Below are 17020 nucleotides of genomic sequence, written 5' to 3' on the forward strand. Positions count from 1 at the left end.
GGTGGCGTGATGGCGCCGGTCCCGCATGGGGGTGTTTGAGGGGCTGTAGGGCAGGGGTATTTTCTGATATACCCCCTGAATACAGCGTTTTTGCTGCCGGGTCTGAGCAGGCTGTAGATCGGGGTGGTCGTGGGCGTATTGTCACCACATCGCCGGGTGCACTCCGGCCACGCACCAACCCACCACTAGCCGGAGTGAATCTCCGGCCCGCGTATCGCCGCGCCAAAGACGAAGAAGGGCAGCACCCACTGGCTCTACATCGCGGTCATCGTCGCCGTCATCGCGGGCATCGCCTTCGGCCTAATCGCCCCCGAGGCCGCCGCCGGTTTCAAGGTCGTCGGCACGGTGTTCGTGTCCCTGATCAAGAGGATGATCTCCCCGGTGATCTTCTGCACCATCGGCATCGGCTCCGTCCGTGCGGCCGCCTCCGTCGGCAACGCCGTGGACACCCTCCTCGTCGGCCGTTGGACCGGGACGATCGACAGTCAGCGCGTCCACGACGTCCTCGACGGGAAGATCCCCTACATCGAATCCGAGGTGGACGACACCGTCGGCCTGAAGAACCCGACCGTGGTCAACCCCGCCACGGAACGGCTCCAGCCCACCCCGCAGGTGGACCTGGACACATACCGGAGCCACTAGACTTGTTCGGTATGAGTTCCCTCCACGACATTCCCGTGACCACGCTCGACGGCCGGGACACCACCATGGCCGACTGGGCCGGTCACGTCCTGCTCATCGTCAACACCGCCAGCGAGTGCGGTCTGACCGGACAGTACGAGGGGCTGCAGGACGTCTATGACGAGTTCCGCATGCGCGGCTTCTTCGTCATCGGTGTCCCCTGCAACCAGTTCGGCGCGCAGGAGCCGGGTGACGCCGGGGGGATCGCCGAGTTCTGCTCCTCGACGTACGGAGTGTCCTTCCCGCTGCTCGCCAAGACGGACGTGAATGGGGCGAACGAGCACCCGCTGTACACCTTCCTCAAGAAGGAGACCGGTGGGGCGGACATCTCCTGGAACTTCGAGAAGTTCGTCGTCGATGAGGCGGGAGAGGTTCTCGGGCGCTTCGACCCCCGGACCGAACCGGAGGATGACGAGATCATCGAACTGATTGAGCAGCATCTCCCCGTCTGATCCGGTCCCCGGGGTGCGCCGCGGCTGGCGCCGAACGTCACCGCACGCCCCGAGGTCCGCCTCGGGCGCACCCCCATGCGGTGACCCTGCGCTGGCGGGCTGGTGAAACTCCGGTGAAATATCGCAGGCATCCCGGTGAAACCACCCGGGATATTTACCTGACCTGCAGGAACCCCCAAGTGTCGGTCACCTGAGGTTGTTACCGTGCTGCGGTACCCCCGGGCGGATCAGGGCCCGGGGTCGCCACCCGCCGGATCAGCCCAGGGGACCCGAGAATGCAGCACGCCGCACGTCCTTCACCCAGCCCAGCCGTCACCGGAGCCGTCAACCGCGGCCTCGGACGCCGCACTTTCCTCAAGAGCACTGCCCTCACCGGCGCGGCGCTCGCGGGAGCGCGGCTCGCATCGAGCCCGGCAGCCGCACATGCGGATCCTGGGACGCCGGGAAATCCCGCCTTCCTCCACTCCGTCGCCTCCGGGGACCCCCTTCCGGATGCTGTCATCATCTGGACCCGCGTGACCCCCACACCCGAGGCGACCCCGGGATCCGGCCTCGGCGACATCACCACCGTGCGGTGGGAAGTGGCCCTCGACCCCGGCTTCAGCCGCATCGTCCGCAGCGGCGGCGAACACACGAGCGCCGCGTTCGACCACACGGTGAAGATCGACGTCACCGGCCTGACACCCGCGACAACCTACTTCTACCGCTTCACCGTCCTCGACGGCCCCGCCGCGGGTTCTGTCTCCCGGACGGGACGCACCCGGACTGCGCCGGGACGCTTCGACCACAACGCCAACGTCTGCTTCGGTGTCACCAGTTGCGCCAACTACGAGGCCGGGCACTTTCTCGGCTACCGGGACATGGCCGCCCGCGAGGACATTGAGTTTGTCCTGCACCTCGGGGACTACACCTACGAGTACGAGACCGGCGGATACACCGGGACATACGGCACCGTCGTCCGGCCCGTCCAGCCGCCGCACCGTACGGTGAGTCTCGCGGATTACCGGATCCGGCAGGGGTGCTATCACCGGGATCCCCACCTCGCCGACCTGCACGCCGCGAAACCGATGGTCTGCATCTGGGACGACCACGAGTTCGCAGACAATACCTGGCGGGCCGGTGCTACGGGCGACAACGAGTGGTCCGGCCCCGAGTTCGCCGCGCTCAAGTCGGCGGCGACCCGCGCCTATTTCGAGTGGATGCCGGTGCGCACGCAGGGGGCCGCAGATGACCGGCACCTCTACCGCACCCTGCGGTGGGGCAGCCTCATGGAACTGATCATCCCCGATCTGCGCAGCTACCGGGACGTCCAGGTCGAACAGGGACTGGCGAATGTCACCGACCCGGATTTCCTCCGCGCGGTCGGCCGTGACTCCCGTTCCATGCTCGGGCAGACCCAGTTCGACTGGTTGAGCGACGCGGTGACCACCTCGACCGCCCAGTGGCAGATGATCGGAAACGAGGTGATGTTCGCACCGCTGACCATCCCCGACACCCTCGACCCCATTATCCATGACTGGCTGGTCAATCAGCTCGGAATCCCGCCCAACGGACTGGCAGTGAACACCGACCAATGGGACGGTTACATGGCCGAACGTCAACGCCTCATCGACGCGCTCGTCGCCGCCGGACGGACCGATGTGGTATTCCTCACCGGCGACATCCACACTTCGTGGGCCGCCGACATCCCCCGCGACGCCTTCACCTACCGCCGGATGCGCGGCGGGGAGGCCGTCGCCACGGAGTTCGTCGCGCCGTCGATCACGGGCGCCTCCGTCTTCGACACCGTCACGAAGGACCGCGCGTACGAGGCCGTTACGGCGCCCGCGATGGAGCCCGCGCAGCAGACCCTGAGGGATCTCGACCCCTGGTTCAAGTGGATCGACCTGCGCTACCACGGTTACCTCTGCGTCGACATCACGCGCGAACGCACCCAGGCCGACTGGTTCCACACCGCCACCGTCCTCGATCCGGATGCCACCTCCTATTGGGCGCAGAGCTATGCCACCGCGGCGGGACGCCCCGGCATCTACCGGGTGGATGCCCCCGTCGACGCGGACCGCTCCGCGTTCGGGTGAGAAAAAGAGGGGGTACCTGCGGTCGAAACAACGGTGACTGCAGGTGAGCTGCCGATGTAGTGTTTTTCGCAGAGGAATAGTCACGGCGCCGCTCCCGGGGACGCGTAGTCGTGGTGCGGCCCCGGACCTTCCCGGATTGAGGGATCCCCATGAGTGACAGAACCCGCGAACCGCAGTGGATAGACGCCGACGGCTACCAGCTGGCACTGGACGGCGGGGAGATCCGCTGTCGCAACGCCTGCGGAAGACCGCTGAAGACGATTCCCGCGAAGGTGCGAAAAACGGAGGCGTTCAACATACTCAGCGCCACCCGCGAGTTACTTGCCCGACACGACGAAAGATGCCAGTCGACGGTGCTCGGCTGGTTCCTGAACGGCGAGGAGGTTCCTCTCGCCCTGATCGAGGCCGTCTGGGAGGACGAGGCCTGGCGCCACTGGCTGACCGATCTCGTCATTCGCTCCGGCACCGTTACCGGCCTGCTGCGTGACGTCGATGACCGTGGGCTGCACGTGCTCAGCCCGGATAGCGGGAGCGTCACCGTGGCCGTCACCGGCACTGGGACGCTGACCTTTCCCCACCCGGCCGAGATACCCGGAATCGCCGCCTGGCGCGAGCTCGCCATCGACTCGGGAATCCACCAGAACATCGAACAGTTGTTCCGCGAGGTCCATCCCAGGCCCGAGGACGAGGAGACGCTGCGGGCCTCCCTCGGCGCCTATGCAGACGCTATGTACGAAGAAACCTCCGACCTGTTGGAACGTGCTCGTGACGCCGGGTTCGTGGCCAGCCTCGACGGTGTCCGCGTCACGGTGGGGGAATCAGGTGTACTGACCACCGCGGTCCTCGAAATCCGGACTGATGGCCTCGACGATGGTGCGGACCTCGACTACCTGTACTTCGAACGTGACGGTCGGACGATCAGCCCGGAGGATGTCGGACCCGTCGCCTACTCCGAGGCGATCCGCATGGGGCGGTACATCTACGCCGGTGGCACTCTGGAAACCGAGATTGATGGATGGTAGTGCCATGACCGACAGAGAAATGATGTCCACCCCGCACGCCGTCGACTCCGAACTCCGCCGTGGTGCGATCCTGCCCCCGGATGCGGAACCACCCGCCAACGCCCGGTCGGTCCCCCTGGTGGCCGCGACCTACGCCTCGCCCACGCACACCATCGTGCGGCTCGTCGCGGAGCCCCTGCTGGAGGCCGAAGATACCGCCCTTGCAGCCCAGGGATTCTCTCGCACACGCACGACCGGAGCTGGACAGGTACGGCCAACGGCGATCGGTTTCCCCGCGTGGCCGATTCTCGTGGACCCGGACAATGCCCGAGAAGCCCTGCACCTCGTGGGCGACGTCGAATGGGCGCGCCGGGTGGCGCATTCGCGGCCCGGGGACGTGAAGAAGCGCTTCGAGGCGCTCGCCGCCGACCTCACGGCGTCGGCTCCCCACTTCGTTCCGCCGCTTTTCGAGGAGATCGCGCGGATCCTCCATGACGTCGGCAACGACGCGCTGGCCCTGCAGTTCTTCGGCCGTGCCCGTGAGATCGAACGCACCCACGGCATCCCCGTGGACCCCGCCCGCCACCGCGCCGTATTCACCGAGTTCTCGTCCCTGGGCATTGTGGGTGCTCGCGAGCTGACCGCCGAAGCCGAGGGCGCCGTCGGGCGTTTCGCGGACCCCCGCGACGCCTTCGACTATCTGCTCGAACTCAACACCGCCCGGATCGCCGTCGGCGGGCAACCGCCCTACGCCGATCTCGCCCGCGATCTCCGCGATGTCGGTGCCGCTGCGGGATTGAGTCCCGACCGGGTGGATGAGGCGCTGCTGGAGCGCATAGTCGGGCTCGTGGCGGTGCGCCGTGCGCCGGCGGGATTCTTCGATGCCGTACGAGATTCCCTGATCAGCTACATCGGGCGACACCCGGAGGCGGCGTCGTGGTTACTCGAGGCGCGCCCCCGCGAACTCGGTGTTGACGATTACCTCATCCTGCTCCGGGACAGCGGGATTTGGCGGACAGTCACGACCGACCCCCTCGCCACAGGTGACCTGATCCTCCGCCTGGTCGACGAGCTTCGCGGTGGTGCGGCCGGAGAAGTACCCGCCACCCCACACCTGATCGAGACCATTGACGCAGGCCACGACGCACTCGCGGGCAGGCGAAGCGGTTCCCGCGGCCTGTGGAACCTCAGTCTCGACCTCCTTGACGCGCTGTGCGCCGCTGGAGTGGTCTTCCCACCCCGGTCTTTCTACGATTCGGTCCGGGCCGACTCCCTGAACGAACCGTGGTTGTGCTGGCTGGGGGGAGAACACGAGGAGGCCGGACAATCGCGCAGAGATCTGAGCCACCTCGCCGCCGACCCGGTTCTCGGGCCCGTCGCCGCCCGGAGCCTCGATCCCGGTTTCCTCGCGCATCACGCCGACACCGTGCTCGGCCACCCGGGCGCAACCACGTTGCTGAACATGCGGTTGGACGACTTCGCCGCCGAGCGCGCGGCCGCCGCCGGTAGCTTTGAGGCGCTCGAGCGATTCGTCGACGGACCGGTGCAGCGGCTGCGGAACCCGAGGATCGACGAGTTCAACCCCGGAGCGATCGAGCGGATCTTCGCCTTCGACCGGGCCGAGGAGGTCGCGGCGGCGCTCCGTTTGGGGCTTGCGGTGGAGTACACCTTCCCCGCCCTGGAGGAGGCGGTGGAGCGCGTCCGCGCCCTCGCCGCAGGCACCGACACCCGCCGCACCGTGCCCGGGAGTTGGGAGTCCGACCCCCTGGAAATCCACGAGAGCTGGCCGCTGCACGCCGTCAGCTGCGGTGGGTTCGTCGTGGTATTCGACGCCGACGGCATAGTGCGTGAGTTGCGGGTACCCGGGGAGGTCGGCAAGGTCGTCGGCGTGCGGACGGTGGGCGGGCGTGTCCGGGTCAGCTACAAAGCCCGCCACGCGCACGAGGAGAGTGTCTTCTGGAGCGGCGACGATGCGGGGCACGACACCGGGGAGCTCGTCACGTCGGTGGAGGGTTCGGCCAGCTGGGAGATCGGCACCGGTCGGATCACCGCGAACGGACTGATCACCGACGGTGACGTCACCGCCGGTCGCTGGCAGTCACCCGTGCTGGTCACCCCGTCGGCTGTCGTCGGCGTGCGGTCCCTGGTGCATCACGCCTGCCCGAGCTTCGATCCCCGGACCGGGGAAAGATGCGGGGAGATCGACCTACGATACTGGCCCGAACGCCTCACCGAACTCGGCGGCCCCGTCGGTGACCTCGACCTGGGTGTTCTCCCGCCCGCGGTGTGGGAGTTCTCAGGCGACCCCGACGCGGACTGGGATACGGTGCACAGGCTGGAGTACTCCACCTGTCTGCCCATCACCGGCACCACAGCGGACAGCCTCACCGGGCACTGCGGTGGCTGGCACCTGAACTTCCCCGTGGATCACGGTCGGTACCACCACATCATCGGCCCACTGGGGACATTCCGTATTCCCCGGGACCGGCGGCTCAGCCCGACCACGGCGATCGCCCGCCCGGGAGGTGGAGTAGTCGTCAATTGTGCAGACGGCTTCATCGACGCGGTCACCGGCCACCGCCTCCCGCAGAGTTGTGAGGGAGACGGCCGACAGAGCTACCTCGACCATCTCCCGGACACCTGTCTCCACTTCCTTTCCGCCCGTGATGAGATACTCAGCGCCAGCCTGCGCACGGTTACTGCGGACGACGTCGCCCCGCTGCTCGACGACGATCTCAACCCCGGTCACCGGCGGGAACTCATCGCTGAGCGTCTCGGCGTCCGGGACACGGTGGTCATCGACGCCATCGACGGGCTCGTGTGCCGCAGCGCGGAACTGGCGCAGGCGATGAACGAGATCCACCCCCCGGTCGACAGGCATTTCCGGGTTCCCGATATCAGCGAGGATCTCGACGCCTACATCCACGGGTATCTGGGGACCGGTGGTGGCGGGCTCAACAACTACGGGGCACTCCTCACGAACCTGGGGTGCGTCATCCAGAGAAATGAGTTGCACAGCTACGGCTACGAGGAATGGGACCGCATCAACTGGGGTATCGGCTTCATCGGTAACGAGCGGGTGCTCGCCGCCCTCGTCGCCGCGCCGTGTCTGTCGCCGGAGCTGCGTCGCGAGGCCGCGGTGTTCGTCCGTTCGCTGCTGAAGGCCGGTTTGGTGTGCAACGGCTGGCGCTACGTCGAGGTTCCGGCCGATGCCGTGGAGTCCACCGAGACCCTGTACGAGGGGTGGCACGACGACTGCGCCGTCATCAGCTACAGGTACGACCACAACTGCACCGGATCAACCGGCCGCGGGGACCGAATCGTCCTGCTCGCGCCGGTGGACAAGCGGCACTGGATGGGAGTGGACCTGGGGGACAGTGCGGACACTTCCCTGGAGGCGGCCGCCCTCACCGCAGTGCTTGACGCCGTCGATGCGCAGGACTCCCAGAATACGACGGGCCGACTGGATACGCTCCGGGCCAGTGCTGACACCATCGCCCGGGACTCCGCCGTTCCCGCCCAGGTCCTGCTCCGGCTCCTCGGCGCACCCCTTCCACCCACTCACCGGGAGACGAAAGAGCAGCGTGCCCTGCTGGGACTGACCGTGCAGCAGTCGAAGACGGTCCGCGAGATCATCGCCCAGTTCGAACCCGAGGAGTGCGCCGCGATCCTCGCAGCCGCCGTCAACCCCGACAACCCCACGGAAATCACCACCGGACACCCAGACACCGATGGGGTAAGCGCGGCGATCGGCCGTGTCCTTGGTGAACCTGCGGTCCGACTGACTGACTCGGACCTGGACCTTCTCGTCGGGAGGCAGACCGACCCCGACGAGCGGACCATTCGCCGGCTGCTGCGTGGCGAGGAGGTCGTCGACGATACCGGTGTCCGCGATGGCTATCTCGGGCTGCTGATCACTATCGCGGTCGAGTGTTCCATCAGTGCCGACGAGGCCGCCTGGATCGCCTGCCAGATGAGGTCGGCCGCAGACTGGGTGCGGGAACGCCCCGATACCCTACGGAGGGAATGGGACCGGCAGGTCCCGATCCCCGGGCTCGCCGACAACAGCTGGACGCTGGTGGACGATCAACCCGTCCCCGTTCTCGCCCGGATCGTTGCAGCCGGCGGCATGGACGACCTCATCAGCTGGCTCGAGTCCGGAGGCTTCCCTCCGGACCCGCGCCGGTGGGATCCGGCGGTGGCTGTCCCACACCTGGTGCAGGAGGTTGCGGATGCGAGGGGACTGGGCACGGACGCGGCCCGCTACTGGCTGGAGCTCCTCGCGTTGACCGCTCCCGACGACAAGGTCATCCGGGAACTCAACGGGTGGACCAGGAAAGCTCTCGACGCAGCCGCCACCGAGTTGCTGCAGCGGGGACTAGTGATCGAGGCCAAGCGCAAGGGTGCCAACCGGACGAGGTTCCTGCCCGGGGGCTGGATGGAGGCGTCCAGCCCCGATCGCCCGATGGAGGTGTGGAAGGCTCCCCACCATCTGCTGTGGGAGGATCACCGCGTGCGCGGCATGATCGCCGGTTGTCCGCAGGTCATGCCCCCGGCGGAGCTCTACCTTGATGTGTGGGAACGCATCCAGGGTGGTGACGAACCCGGCTACACCGAACTCCGCGCCACCCCTTACCGCCGGAAGCGCCGGTAGGCGCGGCGACCGTGATACTCCGCGTCCCGGCAATCCGGTGTGTGGTTCACTCCACGGACTGCGGTGACTGCATCTGCGTCGCACGCGGGACGTACCTGAGATGCGCCGGTGGGCGATGACCGTGGGGAATACTCGGGCCGATCCACTGGCGCACGCGCGCCACGAGGTGCACGACCCTCGGGGATCGTGGCAGCGGATGATCGGGGATTTGAGCGGTGAACTGTGCCCACAGCAGCGCGGGCGTGTGCTGCCGTGCTGGGTTCTCGGTCCCCTAACGCGGAAGTGGGGGCAGCTGGATCGCCGGAATACGGAACAATCCGGTGGAGTTCAGGTAGCCGACCAGGGCCGCTGATGCGCCGAGAATCGTCAGAATCGCGATCAGCCCTGTGCCACCCCGCGACGGCGATGTATCCAGCATTGATGAGAGATCCGCCAGGGGCGGAGATGACTCGGACGGCGACGGTGCGGTCCCAGGCTGCAGAACGGGGCCGGCCAATCCGGTGATGGTCACCGGCACGGTCGACTGCGCGCCGTTGTGATTGGCGCCCCAGCACTGAACCTCACCGCTGTCCATCAGTACACAGGAACCGCCTTCGGTTTCACCGCTTGTGGTGACTACTGTCGCGGTGCCGTTGACCAGTGTTGCGGTGACCGGAGACGGGGAGAAGTGATCGGTCCCATTCCCCAGGCTGTAGAGGTGCAGTCCCCAGCACTGCACGGAACCGTCGCCGATGATGGCGCAGGTCTCGGTCGGACCTGCGACGACACTAGTGGCCGGTCTGCGGAGATTCCGGACGGCTACCGGGGTGTTGGAGTCGTTCTTCGTGCCGTCGCCCAATTCGGCGTAGTAGTTGTGCCCCCAGCAGCGCACGGAACCGTCATTGATGAGTGCACAGGTGTGACCGAAACCCGCGCTGACGGTGACAGCGGTTCCCGGGATTCCCCTGACCTTCACCGGTTGGGTCGAGTCGTCGGCGCGCCCGTTACCCAACTGACCGTTGTAGTTCGAGCCCCAGCAGCGGATGTCGCCGCCGTCGATCAGCGCACAGGTGTGTTTTCCACCTGCAGTGACGGCGACCGCTGTGCCGCCGAGTCCCCTGACGGTCACCGGTTTCGTGGAGTCCCTGGTGGTTCCATCGCCGAGCTGGCCTTCGTCGTTGCGTCCCCAGCACTGTACGGAACCGTCATTGATGAGTACGCAGGTGTGGCCCCCGCCTGCGCTGACAGCGGTGGCTGGCCCGCTGAGCCCGGTGATCGTCACTGGTGTACTCGAGTGGTTTCCGGGTCTGGCGCCGAGCTCGCCGTGCGAGTTGATGCCCCAGCACTCGACTGAGCCGTCCTCGATGAGTACGCAGGTGTGGCCTCCGGATGTGCTGAGAGCGGTGGCTGGCCCGCTGAGACGGGTGACGGTCATCGGCGTTGCGGAGTCGACTGTGGTCCCGTTGCCCAGCTGACCGAAACGGTTGTACCCCCAGCACTGGACGGTTCCGTCAGTGATGATCGCGCAGGTGTACGAGCCGCCGGTGGCAATGGTCGGCCCCGCCAGCACGACGCCAGCGGTCTGGGCCTCGGCGGTACCCGACATCTGCGGGTGCAGCGTGACCCCGCAGATGAGAGCGAGCGCCGCCATCAGTATGAGGAGATATCTGGATACGGTTGTCATGTGTGCTCCTGAGGGGTGATGCCGTGGCAGGCGGAGAAAGGGGGGCTGAATTGTCCGGATACCGGTGTGACGGTGAAACCATCGAATTCAATGGTGTTCGCGAGGTGGACAAGGCGGGGTTCGGCTCAATGCCCAGATTTTTCCGAGGGAAATTATATGATTTTCGGCCATGGTATAGCGGCACTTCTGAAGCTTCAATCAATCCTGCAATTGGCGTATCAATAATCACTTCCGATCACCCCTCCGGCGTGCAGCTGCCGGTGCTGAGGAGAGCGGGAAACCTTCAGTGGGGAGGGGAGGGCGTTGTGCCGCGGCCGCGGGATGACCGTCATCCCTGTGTTTCCCCCATACCGGGTCGGTTGTCCCGGTATGGGTGGAAACAAGTTGGGTGAGGGCGTGATGGGGAAGTGGTAGCCGGTAAATGGTTCCCGGGACGAGTGCCGGGAAGTTGTGTCAGGTGAATTCACTCTCCGGGGTCAACTCGAACGGTTGCGGTCACCTACGCGGTCACCGGATCACGGCTCGGGGCACCGGTTTTCGGAGACGGTGCCCGCCCCACGGCGTGATGCCGCGGCCGCGGGAGCCTTCCGGTGCGTACCGGCACTCAGGGGAACAACGGCGGTCGTCGAACGGGCGGGCACACCCCCTGGCAGCTGTGTGAACGCCCCGGTAGCCGGTAGTCTTAAGGCCGTTATCCGTCGGCTCACGGAGCGTGGGCCGGAACCACCCCTGACACCAGTGAAATAGGGAGCTGACACACCGTGGCCCGTGTAGTTGTGAATGTGATGCCGAAGGCAGAGATCCTCGATCCGCAGGGACAGGCCGTACACCGTGCCCTGGGACGAATCGGAATCGACGGCGTCGCGGACGTCCGTCAGGGCAAGCGCTTCGAACTAGAGGTGGACGACACCGTCACCGACGAGCAGCTGAACCACCTCGCGGAAACCCTGCTGGCGAACACCGTCATCGAGACGTTCACCATCGTCCGCGGGGAGGCGTGAGCCCAGTGACCGCGAAAATCGGTGTCATCACCTTCCCCGGCACTCTCGACGACGTGGACGCCGCGCGTGCGGCCCGCATCGCCGGCGCCGAGGTTCACGAACTCTGGCACGCCGACGAGGACCTGAAGGGTGTCGACGCGGTCGTCGTTCCCGGCGGATTCTCCTACGGCGACTACCTGCGCAGCGGTGCCATCTCCGCGCTGGCACCGGTCATGCGTGCGGTCATCGACGCCGCGCACAAGGGCATGCCGGTGCTCGGGATCTGCAACGGCTTCCAGATCCTCACCGAGGCCCACCTCCTCCCCGGGGCGCTGACTCGCAACGAGGGCCTGCACTTCCACTGCGTGGACACCTATCTGGAGGTCGCCAACGCGGACACCGCGTGGACCAACACCCTGGCTCAGGGGCAGAGAATCCTTATTCCCGCCAAGCACGGCGAGGGCCGCTTCCAGGCCGACGCCGAGACCGTGACGATGCTCGAGGACGAGGGCCGCGTGGTGTTCCGCTACACCGACAACTTCAACGGCTCCGTCAATGCCATCGCCGGCGTCAGCAGCGCCGACGGTCGCGTCGTCGGCCTGATGCCGCACCCGGAGCACGCCGTCGAGAAGCTCACCGGGCCATCCACCGACGGCCTGGAACTGTTCCTGTCCGCCATCAGCCACATCGGTGCCTGACCGCGCCATCACGAGAAGGACACCGGAGAAAAACACCATGACTTTCAACGACACCGTCGACGCCGCCACCGCCGACCCGAACGCCGAACAGCCCTACGCCAGCCTCGGGCTCAAGGACGACGAGTACGCCCGGATCAGGGAGATCCTCGGCCGTCGCCCCACCGACGCCGAGCTCGCCATGTACTCCGTCATGTGGTCGGAACACTGCTCCTACAAATCCTCGAAGGTGCACCTCCGCTACTTCGGGGAGACCACCACCGACGAGATGAACTCGAAGATCCTCGCCGGCATCGGGGAGAACGCCGGCGTCGTCGACATCGGAGACGGCCACGCCGTCACCTTCCGCGTCGAATCCCACAACCACCCCTCCTACGTCGAACCCCACCAGGGCGCGGCCACCGGCGTCGGCGGCATCGTCCGCGACATCATGGCCATGGGTGCCCGCCCCATCGCCGTCATGGACCAGCTGCGCTTCGGCCCGGCCGACGCCCCCGACACCGCCCGTGTCCTGCCCGGTGTCGTCGACGGCATCAGCTTCTACGGCAACTGTCTCGGCCTGCCGAACATCGGCGGCGAGACCGTCTTCGACGCCTCCTACGCCGGCAACCCCCTCGTCAACGCCCTGTGTGTGGGAACCCTGAAGACCGAGGACCTCAAACTCGCCTTCGCCTCCGGGCTGGGCAACAAGGTCATGCTCTTCGGCTCTCGCACGGGCCTCGACGGCATCGGCGGCGTCAGCGTACTGGCCTCCGACACCTTCGAGGAGGGCGCCGAACGCAAGCTCCCCGCCGTGCAGGTCGGTGACCCCTTCGCCGAGAAGGTCCTCATCGAATGCTGCCTCGACCTCTACCGCGCCGGTGTCGTCGTCGGCATCCAGGACCTCGGCGGCGCGGGCTTGTCCTGCGCCACCAGTGAACTCGCGGCCGCGGGCGACGGCGGCATGCTCGTCAACCTCGACGCCGTGCCCCTGCGCGCCGAGAACATGACCGCAGCGGAGATCCTCGCCTCCGAGTCGCAGGAACGCATGTGCGCGGTCGTCGCACCCGAGAACGTCGACCGCTTCCTCGAGATCTGCGCCCACTGGGACGTCGCCTGCGCCGAGATCGGCGAGGTCACCGACAACGACCACCTCGTGATCACCCACCGCGGGGAGACCGTCGTCGACGCCCCCGCACACACCATCGCCCACCAGGGCCCCGTCTACGAGCGCCCCTTCGCCCGCCCCGACTGGCAGGACGACCTCCAGCGGCCCGTCGAGGTGGACAAGCCCACCGACGCCGCCGCGATCCATGACGCTTGGATGCGGATGATCTCCTCCCCGGCGCTGTGCTCCCGGGCCTTCATTACCGAGCAGTACGACCGCTACGTCCGCGGCAACACGGTGCTCGCCCGGAACGCCGACTCCGGCGTGCTGCGCATCGACGAGACCACCGGGCGCGGCGTCGCCGTCTCGGCGGACGCCTCCGGGCGCTACACCAAGCTCGACCCGGAGACCGGTGCCCGACTCGCACTCGCCGAGGCGTACCGCAACGTCGCCGTCACCGGTGCCCGCCCCGTCGCCGTGACGAACTGCCTCAACTTCGGTTCCCCCGAAAACCCGGACGTCATGTGGCAGTTCCGCGAGGCCGTGCACGGACTGGCCGATGGCTGCGTCGAACTCGGCATCCCGGTCTCCGGCGGCAACGTCAGCTTCTACAACCAGACCGGCACCGAGCCGATCCTCCCGACCCCCGTTGTCGGCGTCCTCGGCGTCATCGACGACGTGAAACGCCGCATCGGGCACGAGCTCGGCACCGTCGACGGCGGCGAGGTGCTCTACCTCCTCGGCGAGACCCGCGACGAGTTCGGCGGTTCCATCTGGCAGCAGATCAACCACGACCAGCTCGCCGGCATGCCCCCGACCGTGGATCTCGCCGACGAGGCCGCGCTGGCGGAACTCTTCTCCGCACAGACTGTCGACGGCGGCGAAACACCCGTCATCACCGCCGCGCACGACCTCTCCGAGGGCGGCCTCGCCCAGGGGCTGGCGGAACTCGCTATGACCGCCCGCCGGGACACCGGAATCGGCCTGGACATCGACCTCTCCGGCGTTCACGACGATCCCTTCGTGGCGCTGTTCTCCGAGTCCGCGTCCCGCGTCCTCGTTGCCTGTGCCCCGGAGGATGCCGAGGAACTCGAGCGTCGCGCCGGCGTCAAGGGTGTTCCGTTCACGAAGTTGGGCACCACCACCGAACTCGGCGACGCCGCACTCATCCGCGTCAGCGGTGGGGTGGACCTCGAGGTCTCGGTCACCGAACTGCGCGAGGCCTGGCAGGCCACCCTGCCCGGTGTCTTCGGCCACGCCGTCGGAGCGAACTCCGTGGTGGAGTAGCCCCGGGATTCGATTTCAGGCACTGAACAGCGGGCCGGAACCACGTCGGGTTCCGGCCCGCTGTTTCGCTTCTGGACTGCCTGAACAGCGCTGGGGCTGGGGCCGAAGAGCCAGGTTGCTGACACACCCCTTCCTGAATCGAACATGTGATCTAATCAAGAGGAGGTGTGTCATGTCTGCTGTATAGGTTGTGGGTGTCGACAAGGTGTCGATGGATTAAGTCACCGCGAGATCTCAGCTACGCGGTGCTCCTGAAATCTGGAGGTTCGTTGTTCATGCGGAAGAAAGTCACTTGGTGTGTGTCGAACAAGCTTGTCCAGCGGTACATGGGGCTGCCGGAGCATTTTTACCTGTTCGTCTTGTACGTGGTTACGCTTGCCGGTCTGATTCTCTGGACTCTTCCCAGGGGTGAAGCATACTCGGTTGAGAACATGCCGGATCCGGGGAATAGAGCGGACCTGCAAATGATCCGGTACTTCGGAATCCTCGTGTGCTGTGCGCTCCTGATCGCCATTGCCGCGGCTCTGACATACCCGGAGAGATTCAGGGAGGCGGTAGTCAAGTCCAAGGTGAACAAATCGTTGGCTGCGGGAATTGTCTTGTTATATAGCTTTCATGCGATCGCGAGGATCTATCTGTCGGAGCCTCATATCGCCGACGCTGTCAAGGGATTGGCTGTTGTCCTTGCCATCATCGTGTCCCATCCACTCGTCGAGCTCATGATTGAGCTGTTTTACCCGGAAAAAGATGACCCGAAGGTGGAGTCGCTTGTGAGGACCCCGTAGGTGGTTCAGACTGAAGATATGGGTAGGAGCGACCGCCGATACACTCACCCCATGAGTTTCCTCCGGCACCGCCTAGCCCGTACGTTCGGCCTGTTCTGGTTCCTGCCCGCCGTCATGGTGCTGTTCTCGGTGGCGCTGGCGCAGTCCCTGATCGTGCTGGAGCGTCACCTCGGTGTCCCTGGGTCCCTGGAATTCGTGTACGCGGGTGGTGAATCAGGTGCCCGGAGTCTGCTGTCGGCGATGACGGGAATGTCTATTGGCGTGGCGGGCACGCTGTTCTCCATCACCATCGCCGCACTGTCGTCGGTGATCTCCACGATGGGACCCAGGCTGCTGCACAGTTTCCTCGCGGACCGCGGGATCCAGGCCACCCTGGGTATCTTCCTCGCCACGTTCGCGTTCTCCCTGTTCAGCCTGCGGGCGGTGTCCGCGGGCACCGGGGACACCGTGTTCATCCCGCACTACAACGTCAGTGTGGCTATGGTCTACGTCGCGCTGTGCGTCGGATTCCTCGTGTACTACATCAACCACATGGCCCAGTCCATCAACATGACGCGGGTGGTCAATCTCCTCACCGGGGATCTGTCCCGGGCGCTCGAGAGGGGGACGGACGTCGCCGAGGAACAGGGCGACGTCTCCCGTGCCGCGGACGGATTCTTTGACGACGCGACGGCGGTGGTCACCGACCGCTGCGGGTACGTCCAGCAGGTCGACTACCCTCGGCTCGCGGACATCGCCGAGGAGAATGACTGTGTGGTGCAGCTGCTCGTCCGGCCGGGAGACTATCTTCTCACCGGATCAGAGATAGCCCGGGTGGTGCACGGGGAAGGGGTCCCGGACGGGATCACGGACTGCCTGCTGCTCGGTGCGAACCGGGATGATTCGCAGGACCTCGAGTTCGCGGTGAACCAACTCCTTGAGGTCGGGGTCCGGGCGCTCAGTCCCGGCACGAACGACCCGTTCACGGCAATGGGCGTCATTGACCGGTTCGCGGAGTCGCTCGCCCGCCTGGAGAACCGCGAACTGCCCCGGGGCGTCATCACCCGGGACGACATGCTGCGTGTCGAGTTCGCGGTCACCACGTTCAAGGGCCTCATCGACACGATGTTCCACCAACTCCGGCAGAACGCGTCCGGCTGTACCGCGGTCTACATCCGGTTGCTCGACCGATTGGGGGATGTTGCGGGGATCGTCACCGACCGGAAACGTTTGGACCATCTGAGACGGCACGCTGATCTGGTGTGGGCCGACGCCCAGCGGACCGTGGCGAACTCTGGGGACCTCGACGACATCCGGCTGCGCTACCGGCGTGCGCAGAAAGCCTGCGCCCACCGCGCCCGCGGTGTGGAGAGCCTCGGGGACTAGTCGGCGTTCCCGACGTCGCTGTCCTTCCCGGCAGCCGCGGCATCCCGGAGATCCCGCAGCTGCTCCCGCCGGTAGATCACATACCAGGTCAGAAAACCGAGACCCGGTAGCAGGGTGACCAGAGAGAAGACCAGGATCAGTCGGAACGGGTCAGAGTTGCGCCGCAGCTCCAGACGGACTGCCGTCACCGGCATCGCGATGAACACCAGCATCAGGACGAGACCGGAGAACCCGAGGCCCCCGGCATCCCGCAGCAAGCTCATCGCGTAGGTTGTCTGCGTCATCGTGCCGT

General features: G+C 66.3%; 11 protein-coding genes and 1 pseudogene. 10 read left to right on the forward strand and 2 right to left on the reverse strand.

Features of this window, described 5'->3' with window-relative positions; translation table 11 throughout:
• Positions 1–198: 198 nt before the first annotated feature.
• The 5 genes and pseudogenes from JDV76_RS09010 to JDV76_RS09030 all read left to right on the forward strand — a co-directional run.
• A pseudogene (locus JDV76_RS09010) lies at positions 199–441 on the forward strand (cation:dicarboxylate symporter family transporter); the annotation flags it as partial.
• A gap of 212 nt (positions 442–653) precedes the next feature.
• On the forward strand, positions 654–1133 hold the full coding sequence (locus tag JDV76_RS09015; RefSeq protein WP_198736564.1) for a glutathione peroxidase: 480 nt from the start codon (positions 654–656) through the stop codon (positions 1131–1133).
• A gap of 275 nt (positions 1134–1408) precedes the next feature.
• Positions 1409–3211: an alkaline phosphatase D family protein gene (locus JDV76_RS09020; protein WP_198736565.1), complete on the forward strand. Its 1803-nt coding sequence runs from the start codon at positions 1409–1411 to the stop codon at positions 3209–3211.
• Between the two features lie 149 nt (positions 3212–3360).
• On the forward strand, positions 3361–4233 hold the full coding sequence (locus tag JDV76_RS09025) for a DUF4132 domain-containing protein (protein ID WP_198736566.1): 873 nt from the start codon (positions 3361–3363) through the stop codon (positions 4231–4233).
• A 4-nt stretch (positions 4234–4237) separates the two neighbouring features.
• Positions 4238–8866, forward strand: a complete 4629-nt coding sequence (locus JDV76_RS09030; RefSeq protein WP_198736567.1) for a hypothetical protein — start codon at positions 4238–4240, stop codon at positions 8864–8866.
• A gap of 271 nt (positions 8867–9137) precedes the next feature.
• Here JDV76_RS09030 and JDV76_RS09035 read toward each other — a convergent pair whose 3' ends face one another.
• Positions 9138–10529 carry an RCC1 domain-containing protein gene (locus JDV76_RS09035; protein ID WP_198736568.1) on the reverse strand — a complete coding sequence of 464 codons (1392 nt, stop codon included), beginning with the start codon at positions 10527–10529 and terminating at the stop codon, positions 9138–9140.
• 761 nt (positions 10530–11290) lie between these two features.
• Between JDV76_RS09035 and purS the strand changes: the two genes are divergently transcribed.
• The 5 genes from purS (at position 11291) to JDV76_RS09060 (ending at position 16728) form a co-directional block, all read left to right on the forward strand.
• Positions 11291–11530 (forward strand): phosphoribosylformylglycinamidine synthase subunit PurS, encoded by a 240-nt coding sequence (gene purS, locus JDV76_RS09040; RefSeq protein WP_198736569.1) that lies wholly within the window; start codon positions 11291–11293, stop codon positions 11528–11530.
• A gap of 5 nt (positions 11531–11535) precedes the next feature.
• A complete protein-coding gene (purQ, locus tag JDV76_RS09045; protein ID WP_198736612.1) occupies positions 11536–12207 on the forward strand; it encodes a phosphoribosylformylglycinamidine synthase subunit PurQ in 672 nt (223 codons plus the stop codon).
• Positions 12208–12244: 37 nt separating this feature from the next.
• Entirely contained in the window at positions 12245–14578 is a 2334-nt protein-coding gene (gene purL, locus JDV76_RS09050) for a phosphoribosylformylglycinamidine synthase subunit PurL (protein ID WP_198736570.1), read from the forward strand.
• Between the two features lie 275 nt (positions 14579–14853).
• Entirely contained in the window at positions 14854–15363 is a 510-nt protein-coding gene (locus tag JDV76_RS09055) for a hypothetical protein (protein WP_198736571.1), read from the forward strand.
• A gap of 51 nt (positions 15364–15414) precedes the next feature.
• Positions 15415–16728, forward strand: a complete 1314-nt coding sequence (locus tag JDV76_RS09060) for a DUF2254 domain-containing protein (protein ID WP_198736572.1) — start codon at positions 15415–15417, stop codon at positions 16726–16728.
• On the opposite strand, the gene JDV76_RS09065 is transcribed toward JDV76_RS09060, so the two are convergent.
• Positions 16725–17012, reverse strand: a complete 288-nt coding sequence (locus JDV76_RS09065) for a hypothetical protein (protein WP_198736573.1) — start codon at positions 17010–17012, stop codon at positions 16725–16727. The two genes, JDV76_RS09060 and JDV76_RS09065, sit on opposite strands and share 4 nt — an antisense overlap.
• Positions 17013–17020 lie beyond the last annotated feature (8 nt).

Source organism: Corynebacterium marambiense, from assembly GCF_016342275.1.
In the GTDB taxonomy this organism is placed as follows: Bacteria; Actinomycetota; Actinomycetes; order Mycobacteriales; family Mycobacteriaceae; genus Corynebacterium; species Corynebacterium marambiense.